We start from the raw sequence: 24854 nt of genomic DNA, 5'->3' as shown, positions 1-24854 counted from the left end.
GGGGCGACCCCTTCAGTTTCAACATGGGAGGACAGACGCATGCATCATCTCAGGACCCTTGCCGCCACGGCGGCGACCGCAGCCATCGTGGCCATCGCCGCGCCGGCCGCGGCGCAGGACTACCCCACCAAGGACATTCGCCTCGTCGTGCCCTGGGGCGCCGGCGGCGGCACCGACGGCATCTCGCGCAAGGTCAGCGCGATCGCCGAGAAGGAGCTTGGCCAGACCATCTATGTGGAGAATGTCGAAGGCGGCATGAGCGCCAACGGCATCATGAACGTCATGTCGGCGCGCCCCGACGGCTACACGATCGGCGTCCTGACCTATGACAGCGTCATCACCGTGCCCTACCAGCAGCTGCTGCCGGGCTACGAGCTCGACAAGCTGCAGATGATCGGCCGCCTGACCAACGAGTCGGACGCGATCATCGTCGCCGACGACGCGCCCTACCAGACGATCGACGACCTGATCGCCGCCGCCAAGGAAGCGCCGGGCGACGTCAAGGTGGCGATCCAGAACACCGGCTCGCGCACCCATCTGGCGATGCTCGAACTGGAGAAGCTCGCCGGCATCGATCTCGACCTCATCCCCTATCCGGGCGGCGCCGGTCCCCAGAAGGAGGCCATGCTGTCGGGCGAGGTCGTGATCGCCGTCACCAGCCTCGGCGATTTCGCCAACCTCCTCGACGAGGGCGACGCACGCGGGCTGGTCGAGTTCTCCGACGCGCCGAACCCGACCTACAGCGACGTGCCTGATGCCAAGTCCGCCGGTCTCGACCTGCGGTCCGGCAGCTTCATCATCGTCGCCGCACCGGCCAAGACCCCGGATGACGTCGTCGCCAAACTGGCCGAGGCCTACCAACAGGCGCTGGAAGGCGAGGAGTTCCAGGAATGGGTCTCCAAGGTCGGCGTGACGCCCGGCTGGCTCGGCCCCCAGGAGGTCACCGACTGGGTCGCAGAGCAGCAGGAAGCCGTCTTCGCCCAGTTCGACAAGCTGAAGGCTGACGGCGTCATCGCCCAGTAACCCCCGTGCGGCGGCGAAGCCTCGGCCTCGCCGCCGCACTACCCTGTCGCATGGACATCCGATGCTGCAAAAGCCCACCGTCATCCGCCAGCTGATCCTGCCGGCCGTGCTCTTCGTCGTCACGACGATCTATCTCGTCGCGGCGCTGGGCATCCGGCCGCAATATGACGAGGGCCTCGTCGGCCCGTCCTTCCTGCCGATCGTCATCAGCGTCGTCATGTATCTCGGCCTCGCCGCCGTCGCGCTGAACATCGTTCGCGCCGCGCCCGCCGACGACGAGGCGCCGCGCGAGCCGCTGAACCTGCGGCCGGCCATTCTGGTGGTCGCGGCGACGGCGATCTACATCGCGGTCTTCGAGCCGCTCGGCTACGCGCTGTCGACGCTGCTCTACGTCTTCGCGCTGCTCCACGTTTTCCGCATGGACGCCAACATCCTCTGGCGGCTGGTCTACGCGGCCGTCATCACCGCCGTCTTCTACCTGCTGTTCCAGGTCTTCTTCCATGTCCGGCTGCCGACCCTGACGGAGTGGCTGTAATGGAATTCGCGCTCCATATTCTCGGCGGCTTCGCCGCGCTGACCGACCCGACCGTCCTGTTCTACATGATCGTCGGCTTCCTGATCGGCACCTTCTTCGGCGCCGTCCCCGGGCTCACCGCCGTCCTGGCGATCGCCCTCCTCCTGCCGATCACCTACAGCCTCGACGTGACCGCGGCGCTGGTCATGTGCGCCAGCATCTTCATGTCCGGCATGTATGCCGGCAGCATCACTGCCACGACCATCAACATCCCCGGCGCGCCCTCCTCCATGATGACCGGCGTCGAAGGCTATCCGCTGATGCAGCAGGGGCACGGCGCCAACGCGCTCGGCCATGCCGCCCTCGGCTCGATGATCGGCGGCACCATCGGCGCGATCTTCCTGATCCTGTTCACGCCGGTCGCCGCAAGCCTCGCTCTGCTCATCCAGACGCCCGGCAAGTTCTCGCTGATCCTCTTCGCGCTGGTCGTCATCGGCATCTCCCAGCGCGGCGCCATCGCCAAGAGCGTCGTCACCACCGCCCTCGGCGTGATGATCGCCACCATCGGCATCGACGTCATGCAGCCGGTGGCACGCTTCACCTTCGGCACCTCGACGCTGGTCGAGGGCATCGGGCTGATGTCCGTCGTCATCGGCACCTTCGCCATCAGCGAGCTGCTGATCCAGGCCCGCGACGTCATGCATGCCCGCACCGTGGACAAGGACCATGTCGCCAGGCTCGCCATCAGGCGCCGCGACTTCGTGCCCTTCCTCGCCGAGATCCGCGAGATCGGCGTCTGGACCTATCTGAAGAGCGCCATCATCGGCTTCTTCATCGGCGTTCTCCCCGGGGCCGGCGGTTCGATGGCGTCCTTCGTGTCCTATGCCGACGCCATGCGCCGCTCCAAGCGGCCCGAGCTCTACGGCAAGGGCAGCCGCGAGGGCATCGCCGCGGCTGAGACCGCCAACAATTCCATGTGCGGCGGCGCCTTCGTGCCGATGCTGATGTTCGGTATTCCCGGCGACCCGACCACCGCCATCGTTCTCGGCGTCCTGATCATCAACGGGCTGCAGCCTGGGCCCCGCCTGCTCGACAACCAGATCGACATGATCGCGCCGATGTTCGCCTCGCTCCTCGTCAGCGCGCTGATCCTGATCCCGGTGACGCTCTATCTGCTCGGGCCGTATTTCGTCCGCATCGTCTCGATCCGCAAAGCGCTGCTCTATTCCTCGATCGCCGTCGTCGCGCTGGTCGGCAGCTATGTCGCCACCTTCTCCAGCTTCCAGATGCTGCTGGCGCTGGTCTTCGGCATCATTGCCTTCTTCCTGCGCACGGCGGGCTATCCGACGGTCACCCTGCTGCTCGGATTCATTCTGGGGCCGGATCTCGAGCAATATCTGCGGCGCTCGCTGCAACTGGCCAAGGGCGATCCGACGACCTTCCTCACCAGTCCGGACAGCCTGTTCTTTCTGGTGCTGACGGCGCTCTTCTTCTACTTCATGGTGATCAAGCCACCCCGAACGCCGGCAACGGCCTCCTGACTCGCCTCCCCATTTTGATCATCGCAACCACCAACGCCGCGGACCACGGGTCTGCGGCGTCGGTCGTTCGCCCCGCGGTCCGGATATCCGGCCAGACACGGTAACCCGATGCTCCTGTCGCTCGTCGACCGGCTCGCCCCGATCTTCCTTCTGATTGCCGTCGGCTACCTGCTGGTGCGCCGGGGCATCCTGACGCCGGACGGCCTCGACGGGCTGACCAAGCTCGCATTCTGGGTGCTGATCCCGGGAACGATGTTCCTGACGGTGTCCTCCATCCATGTCGGCGAGGTGCTGAACCTGGAAGTCTGGGGCGTCTATTTCGGCAGCATCGCCGTCACCGCCCTGGTCATCTACGCGGCGCTGATGCTGCGGCCCGAAACCGGGCGCGCCGAACGCATCGTCCTCGCCTTCGGGGCGGTCTATTCGAACCTGGCGATCGTCGGCATTCCGGTGATCGGCATCCTGTTCGGCGACCGCGGGCTGGTCGTCCTCACCGCCCTGATCACCATCCATGCGGCCGCCCTGATCACCCCGACGGTGATGCTGATGGAAGGCACGAAGCGCGCCGACGGGCCGCGGCGCTCGCTTCTCGGCGCCCTCGGCAACCAGCTTGCCAACCCGATCCTCCTGTCGATCGTCGTCGGTCTCGTGGTCAGCGGCACAGGCCTGCCGGTTCCCGGCTGGCTGCAGGCTTTCACGGGAATGCTCAAGGCGGCGATGCCGGCCATCGCGCTGATCATCATCGGCGCCGGTCTTCACGGCCAGGAAATCCGCGGCAATGTCGCAACGAGCGCCGTAGGGGTGGCAGGCAAGATGGTTCTCCTGCCACTGGTCGTCTTCGGCGTCGGGTCGGCCCTCGGCATGACGCGGGAGGTGCTGGCGCCGCTGGTCGTCGCAGCCGGCCTGCCGCCGGGCATCAACGCCGTGATGATGGCCGCCGCCTACCGGACGGCGATCGACCGGACCTCGACCATGATGCTGGCCTCGACCATCCTGTCGCTGGTGACGATCCCGCTGCTGGCCCTCTTCCTCACGGCGTGAGGGCCGGCAACGGGACAGGCTCAGCGCTTGGCGGGGGCGAAGGCCACCGGCGTCATCAGCTTGTTCTCCTGGCTCACCAGATATCCCGCCTCGGCGCTCTTGCCGAGATAGGCCTGCCAGTCCGGATCGGCCTGCAGCGCGGCGCGCCGGGCCTCGCGGTCGGCCGCGTCGTCATAGCACCAGATATGGGTGTAGGAATTCACCGGGCCTGTTTCGGTGACCATGTAGGCCAGCGGCTCGCCCAGATGCCGGCTCTGCGGCCCGTAGCCATGCGCCTCGTAGAGCGCCAGATGCTTCTTGATGGTGCCCGGCCGGCAGCTGTAGGTGCGAACGTCGTAGAGCATTGCGGCTCCTCCCTCTTGCTATGATCATGGACGCGGGATCCGTTCGGTTCCCGTCCCCCGCCCGGCTTCCTTCTGACCGGTTGGCAGCCCCATGCCAAGGCGTCGGCCACGCCCCGCGCCCCGCAACATCGCCTCCTTGGGTGCCCCGCCAGCATGGGAAAAGCCCCGCCGCACCGGCGACCGCCGCTTTCAGCCTTACGAAGGACGTTTTTTGGCCGAAAAGGGGCCGGATCACACTTCCCGCCGCGAGAGCTGCACTATAGGGAAGCCGATCTGCTCCGATCCGGGTCTCGCCTCTTGCGCAAGCATCTCGTTCCGGCGGCCATTCTGGTCGTCTCCTGCGCTTTCGCGCTCGCGCTTGCGGCCCTCGTCTGGCGGTCGAGCACGGAGAGTGACCGGCTGCGCTTCGAGAGCTTCGCCGACGATGCGGTCGGTCGCATCGAGAGCCGCCTCGACCTGCATGTCTCGCTCCTGGAATCTACCCGCGCCTACATGGGCGTCGCCAATGCCGGACGGGACCGCGACAGCTTCGCCGCCTTCGTTGGAGAGCTCGATCTCGATGGCCGCTACGACGGCATCCAGGGCATCGGCTTTGCCGACGCCATCGCGGTCGCCCAGACCGGCGAGACCGCCAGCACCATCGCGGCGAGCTATGGCCTCGACCGCGGTGTCTGGCCGGTGGAGACCGACCAGGCGGTCCGCACCCCGATCCTGCTGCTGGAGCCGCAGGACCGCCGCAACTTCGCGGCGATCGGCTTCGACATGTTCTCCGATGCAACGCGCCGGGACGCCATGCGCCGCGCCGCCCGCACGTCCCGGCCCTCCGCCACCGCGCCGGTGCAGCTGGTCCAGGAGATCGACGAGAACCGGCAGACGGGCTTCCTCGTCTACCTGCCGCTGCGCGAGGCTGAGGACGGCAACGACGAGGGCGACGCCATCCGCCGCACCGGCGGCTTCGTCTATGCGCCGTTCCGGGCGGGCGATCTGGTCTCGGCTGCACTTGCCGCCGGCCGCGACCTGCCGGTCCATGCCAAGGTCTACGACACCGAGGTCGCGCCGGATCGGCTGCTCGTCGCCTATGGCCAGGCGCGCAGCTCGACCCTCGCGACCGATTTCGCCACGGTCCGCGAGGTCGATTTTGCCGGCCGCCGCTGGGTCATCGAACTTGCGCCCGGCACGGCGTTTCCCCGCACCGCCTCGGACCTGCCGGCCCTGCTGCTCGCGCTTGTCGGCGTGGCACTGTCGGTGCTGATGGCGCTGCTTGTCCTGTCGCAGACGCGGCGCGCCGAAGCCGTTGCCGCCCTGGCGGATTCCAACGCGCGCAGCCTCGATCAGAAGGATCTGCTGCTGCGCGAGATGAACCATCGTATCAAGAACTCGATCACGCGGATCCTGGCGATCGCCCGCCAGACCGCGCGCTACTCGGCCGATCTCGACGCGTTCATGGCCTCGTTCAGCGCCCGGCTCGCGGCGATGACGACCTCGCAGGAACTCCTCACCGAATCCGACAGGAAGCTCGCCCGCATCGGCGATCTTCTGGCGGCCGAACTCGGCCAGGTCTTCGGCGAGGACATGCGCAACTGCACCCTTGCCGGCCCGACCATCGAGGTCGATGCGACGGCGGCCCAGTCGCTCGGCCTGACCTTCCACGAACTGGCGACCAACGCCCTCAAATACGGCTCGGTCGCCGATGGGGACGGTGCGCTGCGGGTCGAATGGTGGCGCGAGGGCGACGAGGTCGCGATTGACTGGATCGAGCAGGGCAAGAAGGATTTCACCGCCTTCGAACCGGCCCGCAAGGGCTTCGGCACCCGCCTGATCAACATGAACATCGAGCGCGAGCTCGGCGGCCGGATCGGTCGCGAATTCGGCGCACGCGGCCTCACCGTCCGGCTGCGCTTTCCGGCGATGCGGATCCACGGCTGACGCGAACCGCCGGGCCTCTCTGCCCCCTCGCCCGCCCCTGCCGCCGCGCCTGCCCCCGTCCGCCACAACATAAATCACGCCATGCGTGCACTGCCGCAAGTGCGTCGCAGCAGAAACTGCACTTCCTCTTCGGTCAGGGGAATACCACTCCTTACGAACGCAAATTCGCAACGCAGCAAGTGCGGTGCAATGCGGATTTATGACTGACGGTTACTTGACCGACCTGTGGCAAAGACGGATTGTCCGACAAACAAGACGGATGAGGAAACCGTCGCCGGGCTCAAAGGCCCACAGGGAGGAAGACTGGATTGACGACGCCCGCGTCGCATCGATCCGTCGCAGCCGGACCGTCCAGCCTGGGAGAGCCGGACGGATCGCAGCAGACGGACACCCGGTTCTCGGCCGTCGAGAGCACGCCGACCTATCGGCTGGTCTTCGAGAGCATCGAGCGGGCCATTCTGGATGGCCGTCTGCGCCTCGGCGACCGCCTGCCGACCGAGAGCGAATTGTCCGCCCAGTTCGGCGTGCATCGCTCGACCACGCGGGAAGGCCTGCGCCTTCTGGAGCAAAGCGGCCTGGCCGAGCGCGGTGACGGGCGCCGGCTCTATGCCGCCGCGCCCCGGGCCGGCGACCTGAGCACCCGAGCCAGCCGCGCGCTTCTTCTGCAGCGCGTCACATTCGACGAATTGTGGGCGCTGCTGCACGCCATCGAGCCGGCCGCCGCGGGGGAAGCGGCCCGGGCGATCGGTCCCGATCAGATCGCCGCGCTGGAAGCCAATGTGCAGGCCACCCGGGCAGCGGTCGAGGCGGGCGAGATCCTCACCGCCTGGGACATCGAGTTCCACGCGCTCGTTGCCGAGGCGACCGGCAACATCGCATGGCAGCTCGCCCGCGAGCCGGCGGCGATGCTGCTGTTCCCCGCCAATGAGCGGATGCTGCCGAAGCTGCCCGGTGCCGGTCATCGGCTGGTGACCGCCCATGCGGCGATCCTCGACGCCCTGAAGGCCGGCAGCGTCGCCGACGCCGTCCTGTGGATGCGCCGGCATATCGAGGACTTCCGCCGCGGATGGCTGGTGGCCGGGCTCGATCCCGGCGCGCCGGTCGGAGAGGAGAGCGCGGCGGACGGCACACAGGGACGATAGGCCGGACCATTGCGGCCCGGCCTTGAGCGCAAACAAGCAGCAAAGGGAGGAAAGTGTTCATGTCGAAGACCCCGAAATCCAGGACGGCCCGGCTTCTCGCCGGCGTCATGTCCGCCGCCATCGTCGTCGGATGGGCGGCCCCGTCCGCGGCGCAGGAGGAGACGTTCAAGATCGGCGTCGTGACCTTCCTGTCCGGCCAGGCTGCGCAGAGCTTCGGCGTACCCGCCTGGAACGGCGGCCAGGTGCTGATCGAGAAGCTGAATGCCGGCGAGGCCCCGGCGCCATACGCGACCAAGGGCTTCGGCGGCATGACCATCGAGGCCGTGGTGCTCGACGAGGCCGGCGGCGCCACCACCCAGGTCCAGGAGTACCGCAATCTCGTCCAGCGCGAGAAGGTCGACGCCGTGGTCGGCTATGTCGGTTCGGGCGACTGTCTCGCCGTCGCGCCGGTCGCCGACGAGCTCAAGCAGTTCACCATCCTCTACGATTGCGGCACGCCCCGCATCTTCGAGGAGAACGACTACGACTACGTCTTCCGCACCGCCGCCAACGCGACGATGGATAATGTCGGCCTCGCCCTCTACCTGAAGGCGCTCGGCGAAGAGGTCTCGACCTATTCCGGCATCAACCAGGACTATGCCTTCGGACAGGACAGCTGGGCCGACTTCAAGGCGGCGATGAGCCAGGTCTATCCGGACGCGACCGTCACCGCCGAGCTGTTCCCGGCCTTCGGCGCCGGCCAGTACGGCACCGAGATCTCGGCCCTGATGCAGAAACGCGCCGACGTGGTGCACTCCTCGCTGTGGGGCGGCGACCTCCAGGCGCTGATCCTGCAGGCGCTGCCGCGCGGCCTGTTCCAGCGCAGCCAGGCCGTGCTGTCGGCCTCAGACCACGTGCTGCCGCCGCTCGGCAACACCATGCCCGAGGGCGTCATCATCGGGGCCCGCGGCGCCTATGGCTACATGGCCCCCGAGAGCGAACTCGATACCTGGTGGAAGGACATCTACGAGACCAAATACGATGTCTTCCCGGTCCAGGCGCCCTACCGCATGGCGCAGGCGATCCTTGGCCTGAAGGCCGCCGTCGAAAAGGCGATGGCCGAGAATGGCGGCAAGAAGCCGAACAGCGACGAGCTGGCCGCCGCCATGAAGGGCCTGAGCTGGGAGAGCCCCGGCGGCCTGATCGAGATGACCAACGGCAACGGTCATCAGGCGATCCAGCAGATCGGTTTCGGCCGCACCGTCAAGAACGACGAGGGTGACATCATCCTCGGCGACGTCATCCGCTTTCCCGCCCGCTGCGTGAACGCACCGGAAGACGTCAAGGGTCTCGACTGGATCAATGGCGGCTTCGAGGGAGCCCAGTGCGACTGATCCTCGCGCCCACCATCGCCGGACCGGGGCCTCGCGCCCCGGTCCGCATACCAGCGTCGTAAAGCAGCGGGTACATCCGGATGGACATCGTCCTCACCATCATTCTCGACGGCCTGATCTACGCCTCGTGGCTGTTCATCGTCGCGCTCGGCCTGACTTTGGTCTTCGGCGTCCTGCGCATCCTGAACTTCGCCCATGGCGGGCTCTACGCGCTCGGCGCCTACAGCGCCGCCGTCGCGGTGCCCTTCTTCGCCAGCTGGGGCCTGCCGCCCGCCTTCAGCCTGATCGCCATGTTCATCGCCGCCCTGGCGGTCGCCATCGTCATCGCTCCGCTCATCGAGCGCGGCCTGCTGCGGCTGTTCTACGGCCGCGACGAAGTCCTGATCCTGCTCGTCACCTACGCCGTCTTCCTGATCCTCGAGGACGCCACCAAGATGGTCTTCGGCGTCGACCCCTATTACGTCTTCGAGCCGCGCAACCTCCTCGGCAATGTCGAGGTCGGCAGCCTCTTCTATGTCGGCTACGACCTCGCACTGATCGGCCTGGCCATCGTCTGCGGCCTCGGCGTCTGGCTCGGCCTGCACCGCACCCGCATCGGCAAGGTCACCGTCGCGGTGATCAACGAGCCCGAGGTCAGCGCCGCGATGGGCGTGAACATCGCCCGCATCTACCTCCTGGCCTTCGGCCTCGGCGTGTTCCTGGCGGCCCTCGGCGGCGCCTTCACCAGCCCGCTCATCTCGGTGCAGCCGGGCATCAGCGTCAGCGTCATCGTCGTCAGCTTCGCCGTCGTCATCATCGGCGGTCTCGGCTCCATTCCCGGCGCGGCGATCGGCGCCCTCATCGTCGGGCTGGCCCGATCCTTCGCCGTCTACGAGGCGCCGGAAGCGGAGATCTTCATCATCTATCTGGTGATGGTCATCGTGCTGATCTTCCGGCCCGAGGGCCTCTTCACTCCGGTTCAGGCACGCAAGATATGACCACCACGACCCGTATCCTGGCCGTCGCGTTCGTGGCCGCAATCGCCCTGATCGCACTGGGCGCCGTCCTGCCGCTCTGGCTCCTCTTCACCCTGACCAAGGTCGCCGCCTTCGGGCTGGTGGCGCTGGGCATCGTCACGCTCATGCGCGGCGGGCTCGTCTCCTTCGGCCAGGGCATGTTCTACTGCGTCGGCGCCTATGTCGCCGGCCTCGTCGCCCTGCATGTCGGCATCGAGGACGTCTTCGTGCTTCTCGCCGTCGGCGGGCTGGCCGGCGGCCTCGTCGCGGCGATCATCTCGCCGCTCGTGGCACGCTATCGCGGCATCTTCTTCGCCATGCTGACCATGGCCCTGTCGATGGTGCTCTACGGCGTCCTCGCCAAGTCCACTGCCATCGGCGGCTCCGACGGCTTCAACGTGCCCGAGCCGACCTTCCTCGGCTTCGCCCCGGCGCAGGCGGCATCCGACTTCGCCCTCTACGGCGTGGCCGTCGGCGTGGCGGCGCTGGCCGCCGCTCTCTGCCGGATGTATTTCGACAGCGGTCCCGGCCTCGTCGCGCTGGCCGCCCGCGAGAACGAATTGCGGGTCGAATATCTCGGCGCCTCGGTGTTCTCGGTCACCCAGCGCAACTTCATCATCGCCGGTACGCTGGCCGGCCTCGGCGGCACGCTGAACGGCTTGGCGCTCGGCCATATCGACCCGTTCTTCAGCTACTGGACCACCTCCGGCGAGGTCGTCTTCATCGCCATTCTCGGCGGCTACATGAGCGTCATCGCCGTCTTCGGGGCCGCGCTCCTGACCGAACTCGTGCGCTCCTTCGCCAACCAGTATTTCCCCGACAGCTGGCAGATGGCCCTCGGCATCTTCCTGCTGCTGGTGATCCTGTTCCTGCCGAAGGGTTTCGGCTCGCTCTGGGCCCGCCCGGTCAAGCGCGCCGAGACGCAGCGCCCCGGCAACGCAAAGCCCGTATCGTCCCTCGAAGGCGAGGCAGCCCGATGAGCGAAGAGATCGTCCTCCACGTGAAGGGGCTGAAAAAGGCCTTCGGCGCCGTCATCGCCGCCGACGACCTCGACGTGCAGGTTCCGGCCGCCGCCCGCCTGTCGCTGATCGGCTCCAACGGTGCCGGCAAGACCACCTTCGTCAACATGGTCACCGGCTACATGAAGCCGGATTCCGGCGAGATCCTGCTTTACGGCGACAATGTCGTCGGCTTCTCGCCGCGGCGCATCAGCCGGATGGGCGTCTGCCGCTCCTTCCAGATCCCGCAATTGTGCGAATCCATGACCGCGGTCGACAATCTGATCGTCGCCGGCACCATCGCGTCGAAACAGAAGGCGTCCTTCTTCCGCCCGGTCCACGACCGGCAGAACGTCGATCGCGCCCTGGAGATGCTCGCCCGCTTCGGCCTCACCGACTATGCCGACCAGCCGGTCGAGCAACTGCCCGGCGGCGTGCGCAAGCTGATCGACATCGCCATGGCGCTGGTCAGCCAGCCGCGGGTGCTGCTTCTCGACGAGCCGACCTCGGGCGTCTCCTCGGAGGAGAAGTTCCCGCTGATGGACCGCGTGATGGCGGCGCTCGCCGGCGAAAAGGCGGCGGTGATCTTCGTCGAACACGACATGGAGGTGGTCACCCGCTACGCCGACCGGGTGCTCGCCTTCTATTCCGGCGACATCATAGCCGACGACACGCCCGAACGCGTTCTTGCCGACCCGAAGGTCCAGGAATTCGTCACCGGAACGGCGAGGTAGACCATGCTGACCTTAGAAAACATCCAGGTGAAGATCGGCCCCGTCGAGGCCGTGCGCGGCTTTTCGATGAGTGTCGAGCCCGGCGCCATGGTCGGGCTGGCCGGCCGCAACGGCGCCGGCAAGACCACCGTCATGCGCGCCATCATGGGCATCGCCGCCGTCTCCAGGGGCCGCATCCGCTTCAACGGGCAGGACATGGCCAAGCAGCCGGTCCACGCGCGCGCCGCCGAGGGCATCGGCTACATGCCGGAGACCCGCGGCCTGATCCCCGAACTGTCGGTGGAAGAGAACATGCTGTTGCCGAGCTGGGTCATTTCCGGCCTCGACGGCAAGGCGCGGCTCGACTTCGTCTACGAGGTGATGCCCGAACTGAAGGACATGGCCAAGCGCAAGGCGCTGCAGCTTTCGGGTGGCCAGCAGAAGATGGTGGCGCTCGGCCGGGCATTGACCGCCGGGCACCGGCTGCTGCTGCTCGACGAGCCCTTCGAGGGTGTCGCGCCGGCACTGGCACAGCGCCTGTCCGACGTCATCTCGGCGCTGAAGAGCGAGAAGCTCTCCATCGTCATGAGCATGTCGGAGATGACCCATTCGCACACTGTCCTCGACCATGTCTTCGGGATCGAGCGGGGTGCCAACGCCATGGACGCGGCCGCGTGAGCCGGGACGATTTCTTCTGGCCCGACGCCCCGGCCCTGCGGCAGGAGCCGCATTTCGGCGATCGCACCCTGAGTGCCTTTGCCGACCGTCCCGGCGACCTCGATGCCATGCTGGCGGCAGCCGCCGCCGCCAATCCGCACGGCGACGCCGTCATCTGCGGCAGCGTCCGCATCTCCCACGCGCGCCTGCGCACCATGGCGGATCAGGTCGCATCGCTCCTGGCGGCCAAGGGCATGTCGCGTGGCGATCGGGTCGGCCTTCTCGTCGGCAATCGCTGGGAATTCGTCGCCGCGCTCGTCGGCGCGGTGCGGGCCGGGATCGTCATCGTGCCTCTCAGCACAAGGGCAAGCGCGCCGGAGCTCGCCTACATCCTCACCGATTGCGGCGCAGCGCTGACCATCTGCGAGGCCGAGCTCGCCGACCGCCTGCCGGAGGGCGCGCGCCGGCTGGCCATCGGCGCCGAACCGAATGCCACCGGCGACGCCCGCGACTCCTTCGCCGAGATCCTCGCCACGGCCCCGCAGGCGCCCGCGACAGCTGCGCCGTCGGTGCCGCTTGCCGAGGAGGATCTTGCAGTCATCCTCTACACGTCCGGCACCACCGGAAACCCCAAGGGGGCGATGCTCACGCATCTGAACATCGTTCATTCCTGCCTGGTCTATCGCCACTGCATGCGACTGACCGCGGCCGACCGCACCATCGTCGCCGTGCCGGCCAGTCACGTCACCGGGCTGATCGCCAATGTCTTCGCCCTGCTCGGCGTCGGCGGGGCCGTGGTCATGATGCCCCGGTTCGAGGCCGATGCCTTTCTCGCATTGGCGACGGCCGAGCGCATGACCTTCACCATGATGGTGCCGGCCATGTACAATCTCTGCCTGCTGCGCGCCGATTTCACCCGCCACGACCTCAGCCACTGGCGGGTCGGCTCCTTCGGCGGCGCGCCGATGCCGGTCGCGACCATCGAGCGGGTGGCGCAGCTTCTGCCCAATCTCGATCTCGTCCAGGCCTATGGCGCCACCGAGACCACCTCGCCCGCAACGATCATGCCGGCCGGCGGCCAGATCGCCCGCCCGGCCGGCGTCGGCGCCCCCGTGCCGGGCGCCGACATCCGCATTATGGACAGCGAGGGACACGAGGTCCTGCGCGGTCAGTCCGGCGAGATCTGGATCGGCGGGCCGATGGTCGTGCCGGGCTACTGGAACCTGCCGGAGAAGACAGCCGAATCCTTTATCGACGGCGCTTGGCGGTCCGGCGATGTCGGCCGGCTCGACGATGCCGGCTATCTGTTCATCCACGACCGCCTGAAGGACATGATCAACCGCGGCGGCTACAAGGTGTTCAGCGCCGAGGTCGAGAACGTCCTCGCCTTCCACCCCGGGGTCGCCGAAGTCGCCGTCGTGCCCTACCCCGACCCCGTCCTCGGCGAGAAGGTCCAGGCTTTCGTCCACCGCCGCGACGCCGACATCGACGAAACCATTCTAGCAGCCTTCTGCCGCGAGCGCCTCGCCGACTACAAGATCCCCGACCGCTTCGTCTTCACCACAGATCCCCTGCCCCGCAACGCCAATGGCAAGCTGATGAAGGCCCCCTTGCGCGAACAGGCCAGAACCGACGCCGCCCGGGACATCTGAGGCGAGTTCGAGGCTTTCCACGTGGTGCAAAAGCTCGCCCCAACAGGCAACGGGGCACCCGCGATCACTCGCAGGCGCCCGTTCGGACTCTCAGGCCAGTGGACCGACAAGGAGGGCCCGAGCGGCCCTCCCGTGCGGCGTTACTTCTGGATGCAGGTGTCGACAGTGTCCTTGGTGCATTCGTCGAGGCCGGTGAAGACCGGGTCATCGACATCCTTGCCCTCGATCAGGTCGATCATCACCGAGGGCGCGAGATAGCCCATCTCGAAGGGCCGTTGGCCGACGAGCGCGGTCACGAGGCCTTCGCCGGCGATCGCCACCTCTTCGCCGATCGTGTCGGCGGCGCCGACGACGAAGTCGTTGCTGGCGATCCGCTCGGCATAGGGGCCGATGAGATCGCGATAGGGCTGCGGGGCGCCGAAGAGCGGCCAGCCTCCCATGATGCCGAAGGCATCGAGGTCGGGATTGGCGGCGAGGATGTCGGTCATCGCCTGGACACCCTTGGCGCCGTCGTCATTGGTGAAGACGGGACAGCCGGCCACCTCGGTCCAGCCGCCCTCGCCGGCCAGTGCCGGAAGACCTTCCTCGCCCGACAGCGCGTCGCGCATGCCCTGGGCGCGGCGCAGGATGTTGTCGGCGCCCGGATTGCCCTGGATGGAGCAGATCGTGCCACCATCCGGCTTCGCCTCGGCGATGTATTCGCCGATCCGCTTGCCCATCAGGTAATTGTCCGTGCCCAGATAGGTCATGCGCAGGCCGGCATCCTCCTCGGCCAGATCCGCGTCGATGGTCATGATCGGCACGGTCGGGTTGGAGATCTTGATGGTCTGGGCGATCAGCTTGGCGTTGGACGGCGAGATCGCCATGGCGGCCGTGTCGGCCTTGCCCAGCATGTCCTGCACGATCTGCGCCTCGCCGGCCTCGTCCGACGTCGAGGCGGGACCGGTGTAGAAGCACTCATATTCGGAATCGGGGTTCTCGCCGTTCCACTTCTGACAGCCCTGGTTGATCGCCTCGAAGAACGGATTGTCGAGACCCTTCACCACGATGACCAGCTGCTTCTTGGCCAGCGCCGGTGCCGCCCCGACGGCCAGCGCCGTCACCGCTGCCGCGGCCAGTAACGTCAGTTTCCTCATGTCGTCCTCCCCAGTGATGGACCGCGCCTCTCGCAAGAAGGACAACGGCTCCCTTTCGGCTGCGGCGCTGCGTCCGCAATCCGGTACCTGCTGCGTGATGAAAGCCCCGGGACGAAGGCGGACCGAACGGATGGCCCCTGCAGTCGGCCCGTGGCCGCCGATCCGGGGCGCGCCTCCCGCGTGCGCCCTTGAAGATGTCCGCGCCGCCCGTCCGGCCAGCGAAGGTCACGTCGCAAACGAATTCGCCCCGGCCTGCACCGCGCCGAAGCAAGCCTGCCTGTTCACGAGACCAGGCTCCCATCCCGACACACGGACCATGGCAGATCGCGTCGCGCCGACCCGACGACAACCGTCGGGCGGCAGCAAAACAAACAACTGCACCGCACCATGAAAGTTATTGCGCCGCACTTGCTCGCGGCGAATTAACGTCATCTAAGCGCGCGGCGCAAAACCGGTCAACCGCATTTTTCCTGACGAAGTAAAAACTGGGATTCCGCCCAAAATTGCTACGGCGCGTCGTTGACGGAGACGCCCCGAGCGTGCCTTATCGCCCTCGAAACGCGGCACAGATGCGCCGTATGCGCCCATATTCCCTAGCGGAATATCGATGTCGCAACAGGTGCATCGCCGTGTTGGCGGGCGGCAGGCGGACGGAGACGGCGGCCGGGAAACGGGGGGAATGGTCTGACGTGTCGGTTCTCGAACTCAGCAACATATCGAAGCATTTCGGCGCCATTCACGCCGTCAACGACGTGTCCTTTTCCCTGATGCCGGGCGAGGTCGTCGGGTTGATGGGCGACAACGGCGCCGGCAAGTCGACGCTGGTCAAGATGATCGCCGGCAATTTCCGTCCCACCCACGGCACCCTGCGCATGAACGACAAGCCGCTGGTCATGCACCGGCCGGTCGAGGCCCGCGAACACGGCATCGAGATCGTCCATCAGGATCTCGCCCTCTGCGACAATCTCACCGCCGCCGCCAATGTCTATCTCGGCCGGGAATTGCGGCGCGGCGTGTGGCCGTTCACCATTCTCGACTATGCCGGCATGTACCGGCGCGCCGCCGAGATCTTCGCCGAGCTGAAATCGGAAACCCGGCCGCGCGACCTGGTGCGGAAGATGTCCGGCGGCCAGCGCCAGGCCGTCGCGATCGCCCGCACGCGGCTGTCCGATGCCAAGATCGTCCTGATGGACGAGCCCACCGCCGCGATCTCCGTGCGCCAGGTTGCCGAGGTGCTTAGCCTCATCCGCCGGCTGCGCGACCAGGGCATCACCGTCGTCCTGATCAGCCACCGCATGCCGGACGTCTTCACCGTCGCCGACCGGGTCATCGTCATGCGCCGTGGTCGCAAGGTCGCCGACAAGCCCGTCGCCGACAGCTCCCCTGAGGAAGTGACCGGGCTCATCACCGGCGCCATCGAACATGCCTGAGGCGGGCTGACACACCCCACCGACCGCCGCTCGCCCCACCCATCGCCGACCTGCAGGACACCGCCCATGGCTTTCACGCTGGAACAGCCCGTCGAACACAAGCAGCCGAGCTGGCTGAGTTCGATGGTTGCGAGCCAGACCTTCTGGGTCGTCGTCGCGCTCCTGGCCGCCTGCCTCTATCTGTCCCTCGCGACGGATTCCTTCGCCACCAGCAGGAACCTCTACAATATCAGCCGGAACGTCACCTTCACCGCGATCATCGCGCTGGGCATGACGCTGGTCATCATCAGCGGCGGCATCGACCTGTCGGTGGGCTCGGTCCTCTGCCTGTGTTCGATGGTCCTCGCCGTGGTCATGCATGCGGGCTATTCCATCGAGATCGGCATCGCCGCGGCCATCGGCACGGCGCTTCTCGTCGGCGCCTTCAACGGCGTCCTAATCGCCTATCTCGATTTTCCACCCTTCGTAGTCACGCTCGGCATGCTGTCGCTGGCCCGCAGCCTCGCCATGGTCGTGTCGAACAACACCGTGGTCTTCGAGTTCGGCCCGGACCACGACCAGCTTCTGGCGCTGGGCGGCGGGGCGTTCTTCTTCGGCATTGCCAACCCGGTCATCTACATGGTCGTGCTGGCGCTGATCACCGGCTTCGTCCTGCGCTGGACGCGGTTCGGCCGGCATGTCTTCGCGATCGGCGGCAACGAGCATGCCGCCACCCTCACCGGCGTCCCGGTGCGCCCGATCAAGGTCGCGGTCTACATGATCTCGGCGCTGACCGCGGGCATCGCCGGCATCATCCAGACCGGCTGGCTCGGGGCCGTGACGACCAATATCGGCGCCGGCATGGAACTGCAGGTCATCGCCGCGGCGGTGATCGGCGGCGCCAACCTTGCCGGCGGCGTCGGCACCGCCTTCGGCGCCCTGGTCGGCGCGGCGCTGATCGAGGTGATCCGCAACAGTCTCGGCCTCCTCGGCATCAACGCCTTCTGGCAGGGCGCCTTCATCGGCGGGGCGATCATCCTGGCGGTGCTGTTCGACCGCATCCGCAATCTCAGACTGCGGGAATAGCCGGCCGGAACGGGACTGCGCACTGGCCGCGGGACCGATCCGCCCCAACTCGGCGGAAGGCGCGCCGGCGGCCTTGCGGGTGCCATGGCCGCGGAGGCGGCCCTCCGTCCGGCGCCAAGAGATTTCGACAGGGAGTTCCAGAAATGAGCAAGCGCATCGTCTTCACCGGCGGCACCGGCAAGGCCGGCCGCCACGTCGTCCCCTATCTCGTCGACAAGGGCCACAAGGTGCTGAATGTCGATCTCGTGCCCTTCGAGCATGAGGGCGTCGAGAACCTGAATGCCGACATCACCGACAGCGGGCAGATGTACAACGCCCTCTCCAGCCATTTCGGGCTCGACGAATTCGCCACCGGCACCGGGCCCGCGCCGATCGACGCCGTGGTGCATTTCGCGGCAATCCCGCGCGTGCTGATCCGGCCGGACAACGAGACCTTCCGCGTCAACACGATGGGCACCTACAATGTCATCGAGGCGGCGGTGAAGCTCGGCATCCGCAAGATCGTCATCGCCTCCAGCGAGACGACCTACGGCGTCTGCTTCGCCGAGGGCGACAAGGATTTCCACCACTTCCCGCTGGAAGAGGATTACGACATCGACCCGATGGACAGCTATGGCCTGTCCAAGGTCCTGAACGAGAAGACGGCCCGCGCCTTCGCCATGCGCTCGGGCGCCGACATCTATGCCCTGCGCATCGGCAACGTCATCGAGCCCCACGAATACGACATGTTCCCCGCCTTCCTCGCCGACCCGATGTCGCGCAAGCGCAATGCCTGGAGCTATATCGACGCCCGCGATCTCGGCCAGATGGTGGATCTGGCGATCGCCAGGGACGGGCTGGGCTTCCAGGCGTTCAACGCCACCAACGACACCATCACCGCCACCATGCCGACGGCCGAATTCCTGAAGACCTATTGCCCGCAGATCCCGATCACCCGGGAGCTCGGCGAATACGAGGCGCCGCTGTCGAACCGCAAGATCCGCGAGGTCCTCGGCTTCAAGGAGGAGCACGACTGGCGCAAATACGTCTCGGTCTGATCGCCGGCCTCGACGGGACCCTGGCCCCCATCCGGCAACGAAAAGGGGCGGCCCGCCGGGCCGCCCCTTTTCCATATCGTGCTGCGTTTGCCGGAGTTCTCAGAACCGGTAGCGCACGCTACCGATGACCTGGCGCTCCTGCTCGGCATAGCAGAAGCCCTCGGTGCACAGCGCCGCATCCTCGTCGAAGATGTTGGTGGCGTTCACCTGCACGCGCAGCCCCTCGACCGCCTGCACGTCGTAATGCAGCGCCGCGTCGACATAGGCCCGGGCATCGTTCTTGAAGCTGTTGCGGTCGTTGCCGAAGCTCTCGCCGACGAAGCGCACGCCGCCGCCGATGCCGAAGCCCTTCGCGAAGCCGTTCTGCACCGTGTAGTCGAGCCAGGCCGCGGCGGTGTGCTGCGGGCGCGAGGACAGCGTGTTGCCCTCGGTGCCGGGCACGCCCTCGATGATCTCCATGTCGAGATAGGCATAGGACAGGGTCAGGTTCAGCCCGTCGGCGAGGCCCGCCGCTGCTTCGATTTCGAAGCCGCGGCTGCGCAGCTTGTCGAGCTGCACCTGCACGCTGGTCGAGAAATCGGCGCTCGGCTGCAGGAAGACGCCCTTCTCCTGCTCGATCTGGTAGATCGCGGCCGACACCAGCAGATTGACGTCCGGCACCTGATACTTGACGCCCAGCTCGTACTGCTCGGCCGTCGTCGGCACGAAGGCCGATCCGTCCGGGTTCAGGCCGATATTGGGCGAGAAGGACGTCGAGTAGCTGGCATAGGGCGCAATGCCGTTGTCGAAGAGGTAGCTGACGCCGACGCGGCCCGTGAAGGCATCGTCGCTCTGGTCTTCCGCATCGCCGAGATTGCCGGGGGCGCCGGTCGCCGTCTCGGTCTTCACCCAGTCGTGGCGCGCGCCCAGCGCGACGGTCAGGCGGTCGATCTCGATGATGTCCTGCAGATACAGGCCGAGCTGGCGCTGGGTCTGCTCCTCGGCGACCGTATAGTCAGGGCGGTCGATGCCGCGGCTGTAGTCGAGGCTGGCAAGGTTCAGGGACGGCGCGGTGCCGTAGCCTTCCTTGTTGGTGAACTCGGTGTAGTAGCCGTCGATGCCGCCGGTCATGGTGTGCCGCAGGATGCCGGTGTCGAACTTGGCCTCGAGCTGGGTGTCGGCGACGCCGCCGTGCAACGTCTGCGCCACGACGCCCGAGCCGCGGGCAAGCACCCCGTTCACCGCCGCCCCATACGGGTAGAGATACTCGCCGTAGATATCCATGCCCTGGTAGCGGGCCTTCTGGCGGAAGGTGAAGACGTCGGACAGGCGCTGCTCGAACTCGTAGCCGATGCGGCCCTGGGTCTGGTCGAGATCGTTGAAGTTCGGATCGGCATAGGGCACGTCGGTCACGTCCCGGTTGCCCTGGACATAGGCGGCGGTGCCGCCGGTGTGGACCCGCTGCAACTCGCTGAGAACCGTGAGGCTGGTGTCGGCATCCGGCGCATAGGTGATCGCCGGTGCTATCAGCAGCTCGTCGTCCGACACGAACGGGTTGTCGGTGTCCGAATCGCGCGCGACACCGGTCATCCGGTAGAAGGTCGAGCCGGACCCGCCGAGCGGCCCCGAGGCGTCGAAGGTCGCCTGGTAGCGGTTGTTGGTGCCGTATTCGGCGCCGATCTCGCGGAAGCTCTCCGTGGTCGGCCGCTTCGACGTCAAGTCGATGATGCCGCCGGCATTGGCCGAGCCGTAGAGGCCCGAGGAGGGACCCTTGAGAACCGACAGCGACTGCAGGCCGTAAGGCTCGACCTGGCTCAGGAGGAAGCTGTTGGAGAAGTCCCGCAGCCCGTCGCGGAAGACGCCCGTATAGGTCGCGTCGAAGCCGCGGATGTAGAAGGAATCGAAGCGGGGATCGAGGCCGAAGGCGCCCGCCCGCGCCGACGCCGAATAGGTCAGCGCCTCGGTCAGCGACTGGACGTTGCGATCGTCGAGCTGCTCTTCGGTGATCACCGCGACCATCTGCGGCACTTTGACGATCGGCAGGTCGGTCTTGGTGGCCGATGCGGTGGTGTCGGCGACGTAGCCGTCCACGGCGTAGTCGGCCCCTGCCGCCCCGGCAATCGCGCCGCCCAACATGCCGTCCGCCTCGCCGCCCGCCGCCTCGATCGTCACCGTGTCCAGCACCACCGGCGCGTCCTGCGCCTGCGCCAGCCCCGGAGCGAGGGCGAGACCCGCGGCCGACAGGGACAGGAACCGCGCCAGCCGGCGGGTCGCGTTCGATGAAAAGCCTCGGTCGGCCGGTGAGTTACGCATGTCGCACATCCATTCTGTCGAGGACCCCTTGCCCTCGGAACGGACCGAGCGATAGATAAACATGAATTGCAGAGTCAACATTAAGCGAATGAGGCTCGAACGGGCCGAAACCGCCGTCGCAGGCACGAATGGACTGCGCATCAGGCGGTTGAACGGGTGCCGGAACAGACATGCCGAAGGGCCGGGCCGGCGAACTGTGTCGCGGCTGTGGCGAAAAAGACACTGAATTTGGAATGATTAAAATCTCTGAGGCCAATCAATACGATACACCGAAGGCCGCGGCCCGATGGTGATCGACAGACGTGCGCTTCTGGGGGGAATCGCCGCAACGGCCGCCACCATTCGCACCGCCCGGGCGACGATGCTGCCGGCTGCCGGTCCCCGTATCGCCTCCCTCGATTACGCGCTGACGGAGACCCTGCTGGCGCTCGGCCACCCGCCGATCGCCCAGACCGCCGCAAGCGACTGGGACGAGTGGGTCGTCGAACCGGCGCTGCCGGCGGGGGTCGCCGATCTCGGCTCCAGCCTGCAGGTGAATTTCGAGCGCCTCGCGCTGCTCGAGCCGGACCTGATCCTCACCACCGACTATGTCGCGCGCCAGGAGACGGCGCTTTCCCGCATCGCGCCGGTCGAGCGCCTGACCATCTATCAGGAGGGCACCGATCCCCTGCAGCGCGCCCGCGACGTGACGCGCACCCTGGCCGAACGCACCGGACGTCAGGACGCGGCCGACGCCTTCCTGGAGGAGATCGACGCGACCTTCGCGGCCTGCGCGGACCGGCTGGCCGCGCTGTCCCTGCCGCCGGTCTATCTCGTCGCCTTCATGGACACGCGCCATGCGCGGATCTTCGGCCGGCATGGCCTCTACCAGTCCGTCCTCGACCGCCTCGGCGTGACCAACGCCTATGAAGGCGAGACCAATTACTGGGGGTTTGCAACAGTCGGTGTCGAGACGCTGGCCACCGCCCGCGACGTGCGGCTCTTCGCCTTCGAGCCGCTGCCGCCGACCTTGATGCAGACGCTCGGCGCCAGCCCGCTCTGGCGGCAGCTTCCTTTCGTAAAGGCCGGGCAGGTCACCGTGCTGCCGCCCACGCTGATGTTCGGCGCACTGCCCTCGGCGCTGCGCTTTGCCGAGCTTCTTACCGAGGCGCTCGCCGGTCCGGCGGGCCAGGCCGGGGACGGCGCCCCCGCATGATCCTGTCGCAGAGCCTGACCGGCCCGGCCCGCTTCAGCGCGGCGCTGGCCCTCGTTGCCGCCGTGCTGACGGTCGCTGTAGTCGCCGGCCCGATCGCGCAATTATGGGCGGGCGCGCCGACCGGCGGCTACGATCCCGCCCGCATCCTGTTCCTTCATGCCGAACTGCCACGGCTTGCGATGGCGGTGCTGTGCGGCGGCGCCCTGTCGGCATCCGGCGCGATCCTGCAGCAGGTGCTGCGCAATCCCCTCGCCGCCCCGACGACGCTTGGCATCGATGCCGGTGCCCGACTGGCGCTGGCCCTGGCGACCTTGTTCGCGCCGGCCCTCTTCGGCTTCGGACGCGACCTGGTGGCGATCGCTGGCAGTGCCGCCTCGACGCTGATCGTCTTCATGTTGGTGCGGCGCAATTTTTCCGCGGTCTCGCTGATTCTCGCCGGCCTGGTCGTCAGCCTGTACTGCGGCGCGCTGTCGGCGATCCTGATCATGATCAAGGACCGCTATCTGGTCAGCCTGTTCATCTGGGGCGCCGGCTCGCTGGCGCAGCAGAGCTGGCAGCCGACCATCGACCTGGCGATGCGGCTCGCCGTTCTCGTCGTCCCGGCGTGGCTGCTGGTGCGGCCACTGTCGCTTCTGGAACTCGGCGATGCCAGCGTCGCCTCGCTCGGCCTGAACGTCACCCGGATCAGGATCGGCGCGATCGGCCTTGCCGTACTCCTCGCCGGCTTCGTGACCAGCGCCGTCGGCGTCATCGGCTTCATCGGCCTTGTTGCCCCGATCCTGGCGCGGCTGGCCGGCGCCCGGCAGTTCGGCGAGCGACTCGTCTGGTCGAGCATCATCGGCGCCCTCCTCTTGCTGGCGACCGATTGCGCGGTCACGCTGCTGTCGGGGGTCTCGGCGGAATTCCTGCCGACCGGCGCGGTGACCGCGATCTTCGGCTCGCCGCTGCTGCTCTTTCTGCTGCCGCGCCTGCGCGCCAGCGTCCGCCCTCCCTTCGAAGCCTCCGTCCCGCAGGCGGCCGCCCGCTTCTCTCCTGCCCTCAGGCTCGCCCTCTGCGTGACCCTCGCGCTTTCTCTCGTCGCAGTCCTCTTTCTCGGACGCGATGCGACCGGTGCCTGGCAGATCCTGCCTCCGGACGCCTGGGCGGAGATCCTGCCTTGGCGCGCGCCGCGCCTCATCGCGGCGGCCGCCGCCGGTGCCATGGTCGCGGTGGCGGGCTTCATCCTGCAGCGCCTCACCGGCAACGAGATGGCGAGCCCGGAGGTTCTGGGCGTCAGCGCCGGCGCCGCCTTCGCCTTCGCCCTGTCGCTGTTCATCTTCGATGATCTCGGCCTTCTCGGCGAAAGCCTGGTGACCAGCCTCGGCGGGCTCGCCGTCCTCGTGGCGATCATCTTCTATGCCCGGCGCACCGGCTTTTCCCCGGAGACGATCCTTCTCGCCGGCATCGCGCTCAATGCCCTTCTCGACGCCTTTGTCGGGGTGCTGGCGGCCGGCGGCGACCCGCGCGCCTTCATCCTGGTGGACTGGATGGGCGGCTCGACGCAGGGCCTGACCATGACCGACGCGATCCCGGTCGCCATCGCCACCCTCGTTCTCGTCGCAGCAAGCCTGCCGGTGTTGCGCTGGCTGGCGATCCTGCCGCTCGGCGACCGGCAGGCGGCCGCGCTCGGCGTGCCGCTGGCCTATGCGCGGCCCTGCCTTCTGGTGCTGGCCGCGCTGCTGACCGCCGCCGCCACGCCGATCATCGGACCGCTGACCTTCGTCGGCCTGATGGCGCCGCATGTCGTCCGCATGCTGGGGATTCGCCGTCCCCTGCCGACGCTGCTCGTCGCGGCGCTGGCTGGCGCCGCGATCATGGCGGTCGCCGATTTCCTCGCCCGCACCATCGCCTTTCCCTACCAATTGCCGACCGGGCTGGTCGCCGCCCTCGTCGGCGCCCCAGTCCTGCTGATCCTTCTCGGCCGAAGAGGTTCGACATCATGACCGCCGCCTTCACCCTGGACGCTGCCAGCCTCAGCGTGCCAGCGCGCACGCTGCTGGCGCCGCTGTCCCTCGAACTCGGCCAGGGCACCGTGACCGGGCTCGTCGGTCACAACGGCTCCGGCAAGTCGACGCTCCTGAAACTTCTTGCCCGCCAGCTTCGGCCCACTACCGGCGGCATCGGCTTCGACGGTCGCCCGCTCGACGCATGGGGTGACCGGGAACTTGCCCGCCGGATCGCCTATCTGCCCCAGCACACGCCGCTCGCGCCGGGCATGCTGGCGCGCGAACTCGTCGCGCTCGGCCGTTACCCCTGGCACGGCGCCCTCGGCCGATTCGGCCCCGCCGACCGGGACAAGGTCGAAGAGGCGATGGCGCTGACCGACACCGCGGCCTTCGCCGACCGCTTCGTGGAAAGCCTGTCGGGCGGCGAACGCCAGCGCGTCTGGCTGGCAATGCTGGTCGCCCAGGATGCAGGCTATCTGCTGCTCGACGAGCCGATCTCGGCCCTCGACGTCGCCCATCAGATCGAGGTCCTGTCGCTGGTGCGCGACCTCTGCGATCGTCGCGGCGTCGGCGTCATCGTCGTCCTGCACGAGATCAACATGGCGGCGCGCTTCTGCGACGAGATCATCGCGCTGAAACAGGGACATCTCGTCGCCCGCGGCGCCCCGGCCCAGATCATGACGCCGGCCTGCCTCGAGGCGATCTACGGCATTCCGATGGACGTCCTGCCGGAGCCTTCCGGCACCCGCAAACTGGCCTTCGCACGGTGAGTGGGAGACCCGTGGACAACCACCG

Annotated in this window: 21 protein-coding genes; 18 read left to right on the top strand and 3 right to left on the bottom strand. The window is 67.4% G+C overall.

The window, feature by feature from the left end:
• Positions 1 to 39 precede the first annotated feature (39 nt).
• From J3367_RS01130 to J3367_RS01115, 4 genes are all read left to right on the top strand, one after another.
• The gene (locus tag J3367_RS01130; RefSeq protein ID WP_024349134.1) at positions 40 to 1023 is read left to right on the top strand and encodes a Bug family tripartite tricarboxylate transporter substrate binding protein; all 984 of its coding nucleotides are present in this window, start codon (positions 40 to 42) and stop codon (positions 1021 to 1023) included.
• A 61-nt stretch (positions 1024 to 1084) separates the two neighbouring features.
• On the top strand, positions 1085 to 1558 hold the full coding sequence (locus tag J3367_RS01125; protein ID WP_024349135.1) for a tripartite tricarboxylate transporter TctB family protein: 474 nt from the start codon (positions 1085 to 1087) through the stop codon (positions 1556 to 1558).
• A complete protein-coding gene (locus J3367_RS01120) occupies positions 1558 to 3078 on the top strand; it encodes a tripartite tricarboxylate transporter permease (RefSeq protein ID WP_024349136.1) in 1521 nt (506 codons plus the stop codon). The genes J3367_RS01125 and J3367_RS01120 overlap by 1 nt, the downstream gene beginning before the upstream one ends.
• Positions 3079 to 3186: 108 nt before the next feature.
• Positions 3187 to 4119, top strand: a complete 933-nt coding sequence (locus tag J3367_RS01115; RefSeq protein WP_024349137.1) for an AEC family transporter — start codon at positions 3187 to 3189, stop codon at positions 4117 to 4119.
• Positions 4120 to 4139: 20 nt separating this feature from the next.
• Here J3367_RS01115 and J3367_RS01110 read toward each other — a convergent pair whose 3' ends face one another.
• Entirely contained in the window at positions 4140 to 4463 is a 324-nt protein-coding gene (locus J3367_RS01110) for an NIPSNAP family protein (RefSeq protein ID WP_024349138.1), read from the bottom strand.
• A gap of 297 nt (positions 4464 to 4760) precedes the next feature.
• On the opposite strand from J3367_RS01110, the gene J3367_RS01105 reads away from it, so the two are divergent.
• The 8 genes from J3367_RS01105 (at position 4761) to J3367_RS01070 (ending at position 13919) form a co-directional block, all read left to right on the top strand.
• Complete coding sequence (locus tag J3367_RS01105) at positions 4761 to 6389, top strand: CHASE domain-containing protein (RefSeq protein ID WP_024349139.1); 1629 nt, start codon at positions 4761 to 4763, stop codon at positions 6387 to 6389.
• 308 nt (positions 6390 to 6697) lie between these two features.
• Positions 6698 to 7531 carry a FadR/GntR family transcriptional regulator gene (locus tag J3367_RS01100; RefSeq protein WP_024349140.1) on the top strand — a complete coding sequence of 278 codons (834 nt, stop codon included), beginning with the start codon at positions 6698 to 6700 and terminating at the stop codon, positions 7529 to 7531.
• 59 nt (positions 7532 to 7590) lie between these two features.
• Positions 7591 to 8904 (top strand): ABC transporter substrate-binding protein, encoded by a 1314-nt coding sequence (locus tag J3367_RS01095; protein WP_024349141.1) that lies wholly within the window; start codon positions 7591 to 7593, stop codon positions 8902 to 8904.
• A gap of 80 nt (positions 8905 to 8984) precedes the next feature.
• On the top strand, positions 8985 to 9881 hold the full coding sequence (locus tag J3367_RS01090) for a branched-chain amino acid ABC transporter permease (RefSeq protein ID WP_009208447.1): 897 nt from the start codon (positions 8985 to 8987) through the stop codon (positions 9879 to 9881).
• Complete coding sequence (locus J3367_RS01085; RefSeq protein ID WP_024349142.1) at positions 9878 to 10879, top strand: branched-chain amino acid ABC transporter permease; 1002 nt, start codon at positions 9878 to 9880, stop codon at positions 10877 to 10879. The genes J3367_RS01090 and J3367_RS01085 overlap by 4 nt, the downstream gene beginning before the upstream one ends.
• A complete protein-coding gene (locus J3367_RS01080; RefSeq protein WP_024349143.1) occupies positions 10876 to 11631 on the top strand; it encodes an ABC transporter ATP-binding protein in 756 nt (251 codons plus the stop codon). The genes J3367_RS01085 and J3367_RS01080 overlap by 4 nt, the downstream gene beginning before the upstream one ends.
• 3 nt (positions 11632 to 11634) lie before the next feature.
• On the top strand, positions 11635 to 12288 hold the full coding sequence (locus J3367_RS01075; RefSeq protein WP_024349144.1) for an ABC transporter ATP-binding protein: 654 nt from the start codon (positions 11635 to 11637) through the stop codon (positions 12286 to 12288).
• Entirely contained in the window at positions 12285 to 13919 is a 1635-nt protein-coding gene (locus J3367_RS01070; RefSeq protein WP_024349145.1) for a class I adenylate-forming enzyme family protein, read from the top strand. The genes J3367_RS01075 and J3367_RS01070 overlap by 4 nt, the downstream gene beginning before the upstream one ends.
• Positions 13920 to 14059: 140 nt before the next feature.
• Here the strand turns inward: J3367_RS01070 and J3367_RS01065 are convergent, their stop codons facing one another.
• Positions 14060 to 15055: a substrate-binding domain-containing protein gene (locus J3367_RS01065; RefSeq protein WP_024349146.1), complete on the bottom strand. Its 996-nt coding sequence runs from the start codon at positions 15053 to 15055 to the stop codon at positions 14060 to 14062.
• A gap of 689 nt (positions 15056 to 15744) precedes the next feature.
• Between J3367_RS01065 and J3367_RS01060 the strand changes: the two genes are divergently transcribed.
• The 3 genes from J3367_RS01060 to J3367_RS01050 all read left to right on the top strand — a co-directional run bounded on the left by J3367_RS01060 (position 15745) and on the right by J3367_RS01050 (position 18587).
• The gene (locus tag J3367_RS01060; protein WP_024349147.1) at positions 15745 to 16485 is read left to right on the top strand and encodes an ATP-binding cassette domain-containing protein; all 741 of its coding nucleotides are present in this window, start codon (positions 15745 to 15747) and stop codon (positions 16483 to 16485) included.
• Positions 16486 to 16551: 66 nt separating this feature from the next.
• On the top strand, positions 16552 to 17550 hold the full coding sequence (locus J3367_RS01055; protein ID WP_024349148.1) for an ABC transporter permease: 999 nt from the start codon (positions 16552 to 16554) through the stop codon (positions 17548 to 17550).
• A gap of 143 nt (positions 17551 to 17693) precedes the next feature.
• Complete coding sequence (locus J3367_RS01050) at positions 17694 to 18587, top strand: NAD-dependent epimerase/dehydratase family protein (RefSeq protein ID WP_024349149.1); 894 nt, start codon at positions 17694 to 17696, stop codon at positions 18585 to 18587.
• Between the two features lie 99 nt (positions 18588 to 18686).
• Here the strand turns inward: J3367_RS01050 and J3367_RS01045 are convergent, their stop codons facing one another.
• Positions 18687 to 20879: a TonB-dependent siderophore receptor gene (locus J3367_RS01045; protein WP_421460012.1), complete on the bottom strand. Its 2193-nt coding sequence runs from the start codon at positions 20877 to 20879 to the stop codon at positions 18687 to 18689.
• A 286-nt stretch (positions 20880 to 21165) separates the two neighbouring features.
• Between J3367_RS01045 and J3367_RS01040 the strand changes: the two genes are divergently transcribed.
• Genes J3367_RS01040 through J3367_RS01030 form a run of 3 tightly spaced genes read left to right on the top strand, consistent with a single transcriptional unit; the run spans position 21166 to position 24829 of the window.
• Positions 21166 to 22074 carry an ABC transporter substrate-binding protein gene (locus tag J3367_RS01040; protein WP_024349151.1) on the top strand — a complete coding sequence of 303 codons (909 nt, stop codon included), beginning with the start codon at positions 21166 to 21168 and terminating at the stop codon, positions 22072 to 22074.
• Positions 22071 to 24056 carry a Fe(3+)-hydroxamate ABC transporter permease FhuB gene (gene fhuB / locus J3367_RS01035; RefSeq protein WP_024349152.1) on the top strand — a complete coding sequence of 662 codons (1986 nt, stop codon included), beginning with the start codon at positions 22071 to 22073 and terminating at the stop codon, positions 24054 to 24056. Before J3367_RS01040 ends, fhuB begins: the two co-directional genes overlap by 4 nt.
• Positions 24053 to 24829 (top strand): ATP-binding cassette domain-containing protein, encoded by a 777-nt coding sequence (locus J3367_RS01030; RefSeq protein WP_024349153.1) that lies wholly within the window; start codon positions 24053 to 24055, stop codon positions 24827 to 24829. The genes fhuB and J3367_RS01030 overlap by 4 nt, the downstream gene beginning before the upstream one ends.
• Positions 24830 to 24854: the final 25 nt, after the last annotated feature.

The organism is Aurantimonas sp. NFXS3, assembly GCF_049132005.1.
GTDB lineage: Bacteria > Pseudomonadota > Alphaproteobacteria > Rhizobiales > Rhizobiaceae > Aurantimonas > Aurantimonas coralicida.
This window is presented reverse-complemented; position numbering and strand designations above follow the sequence as displayed.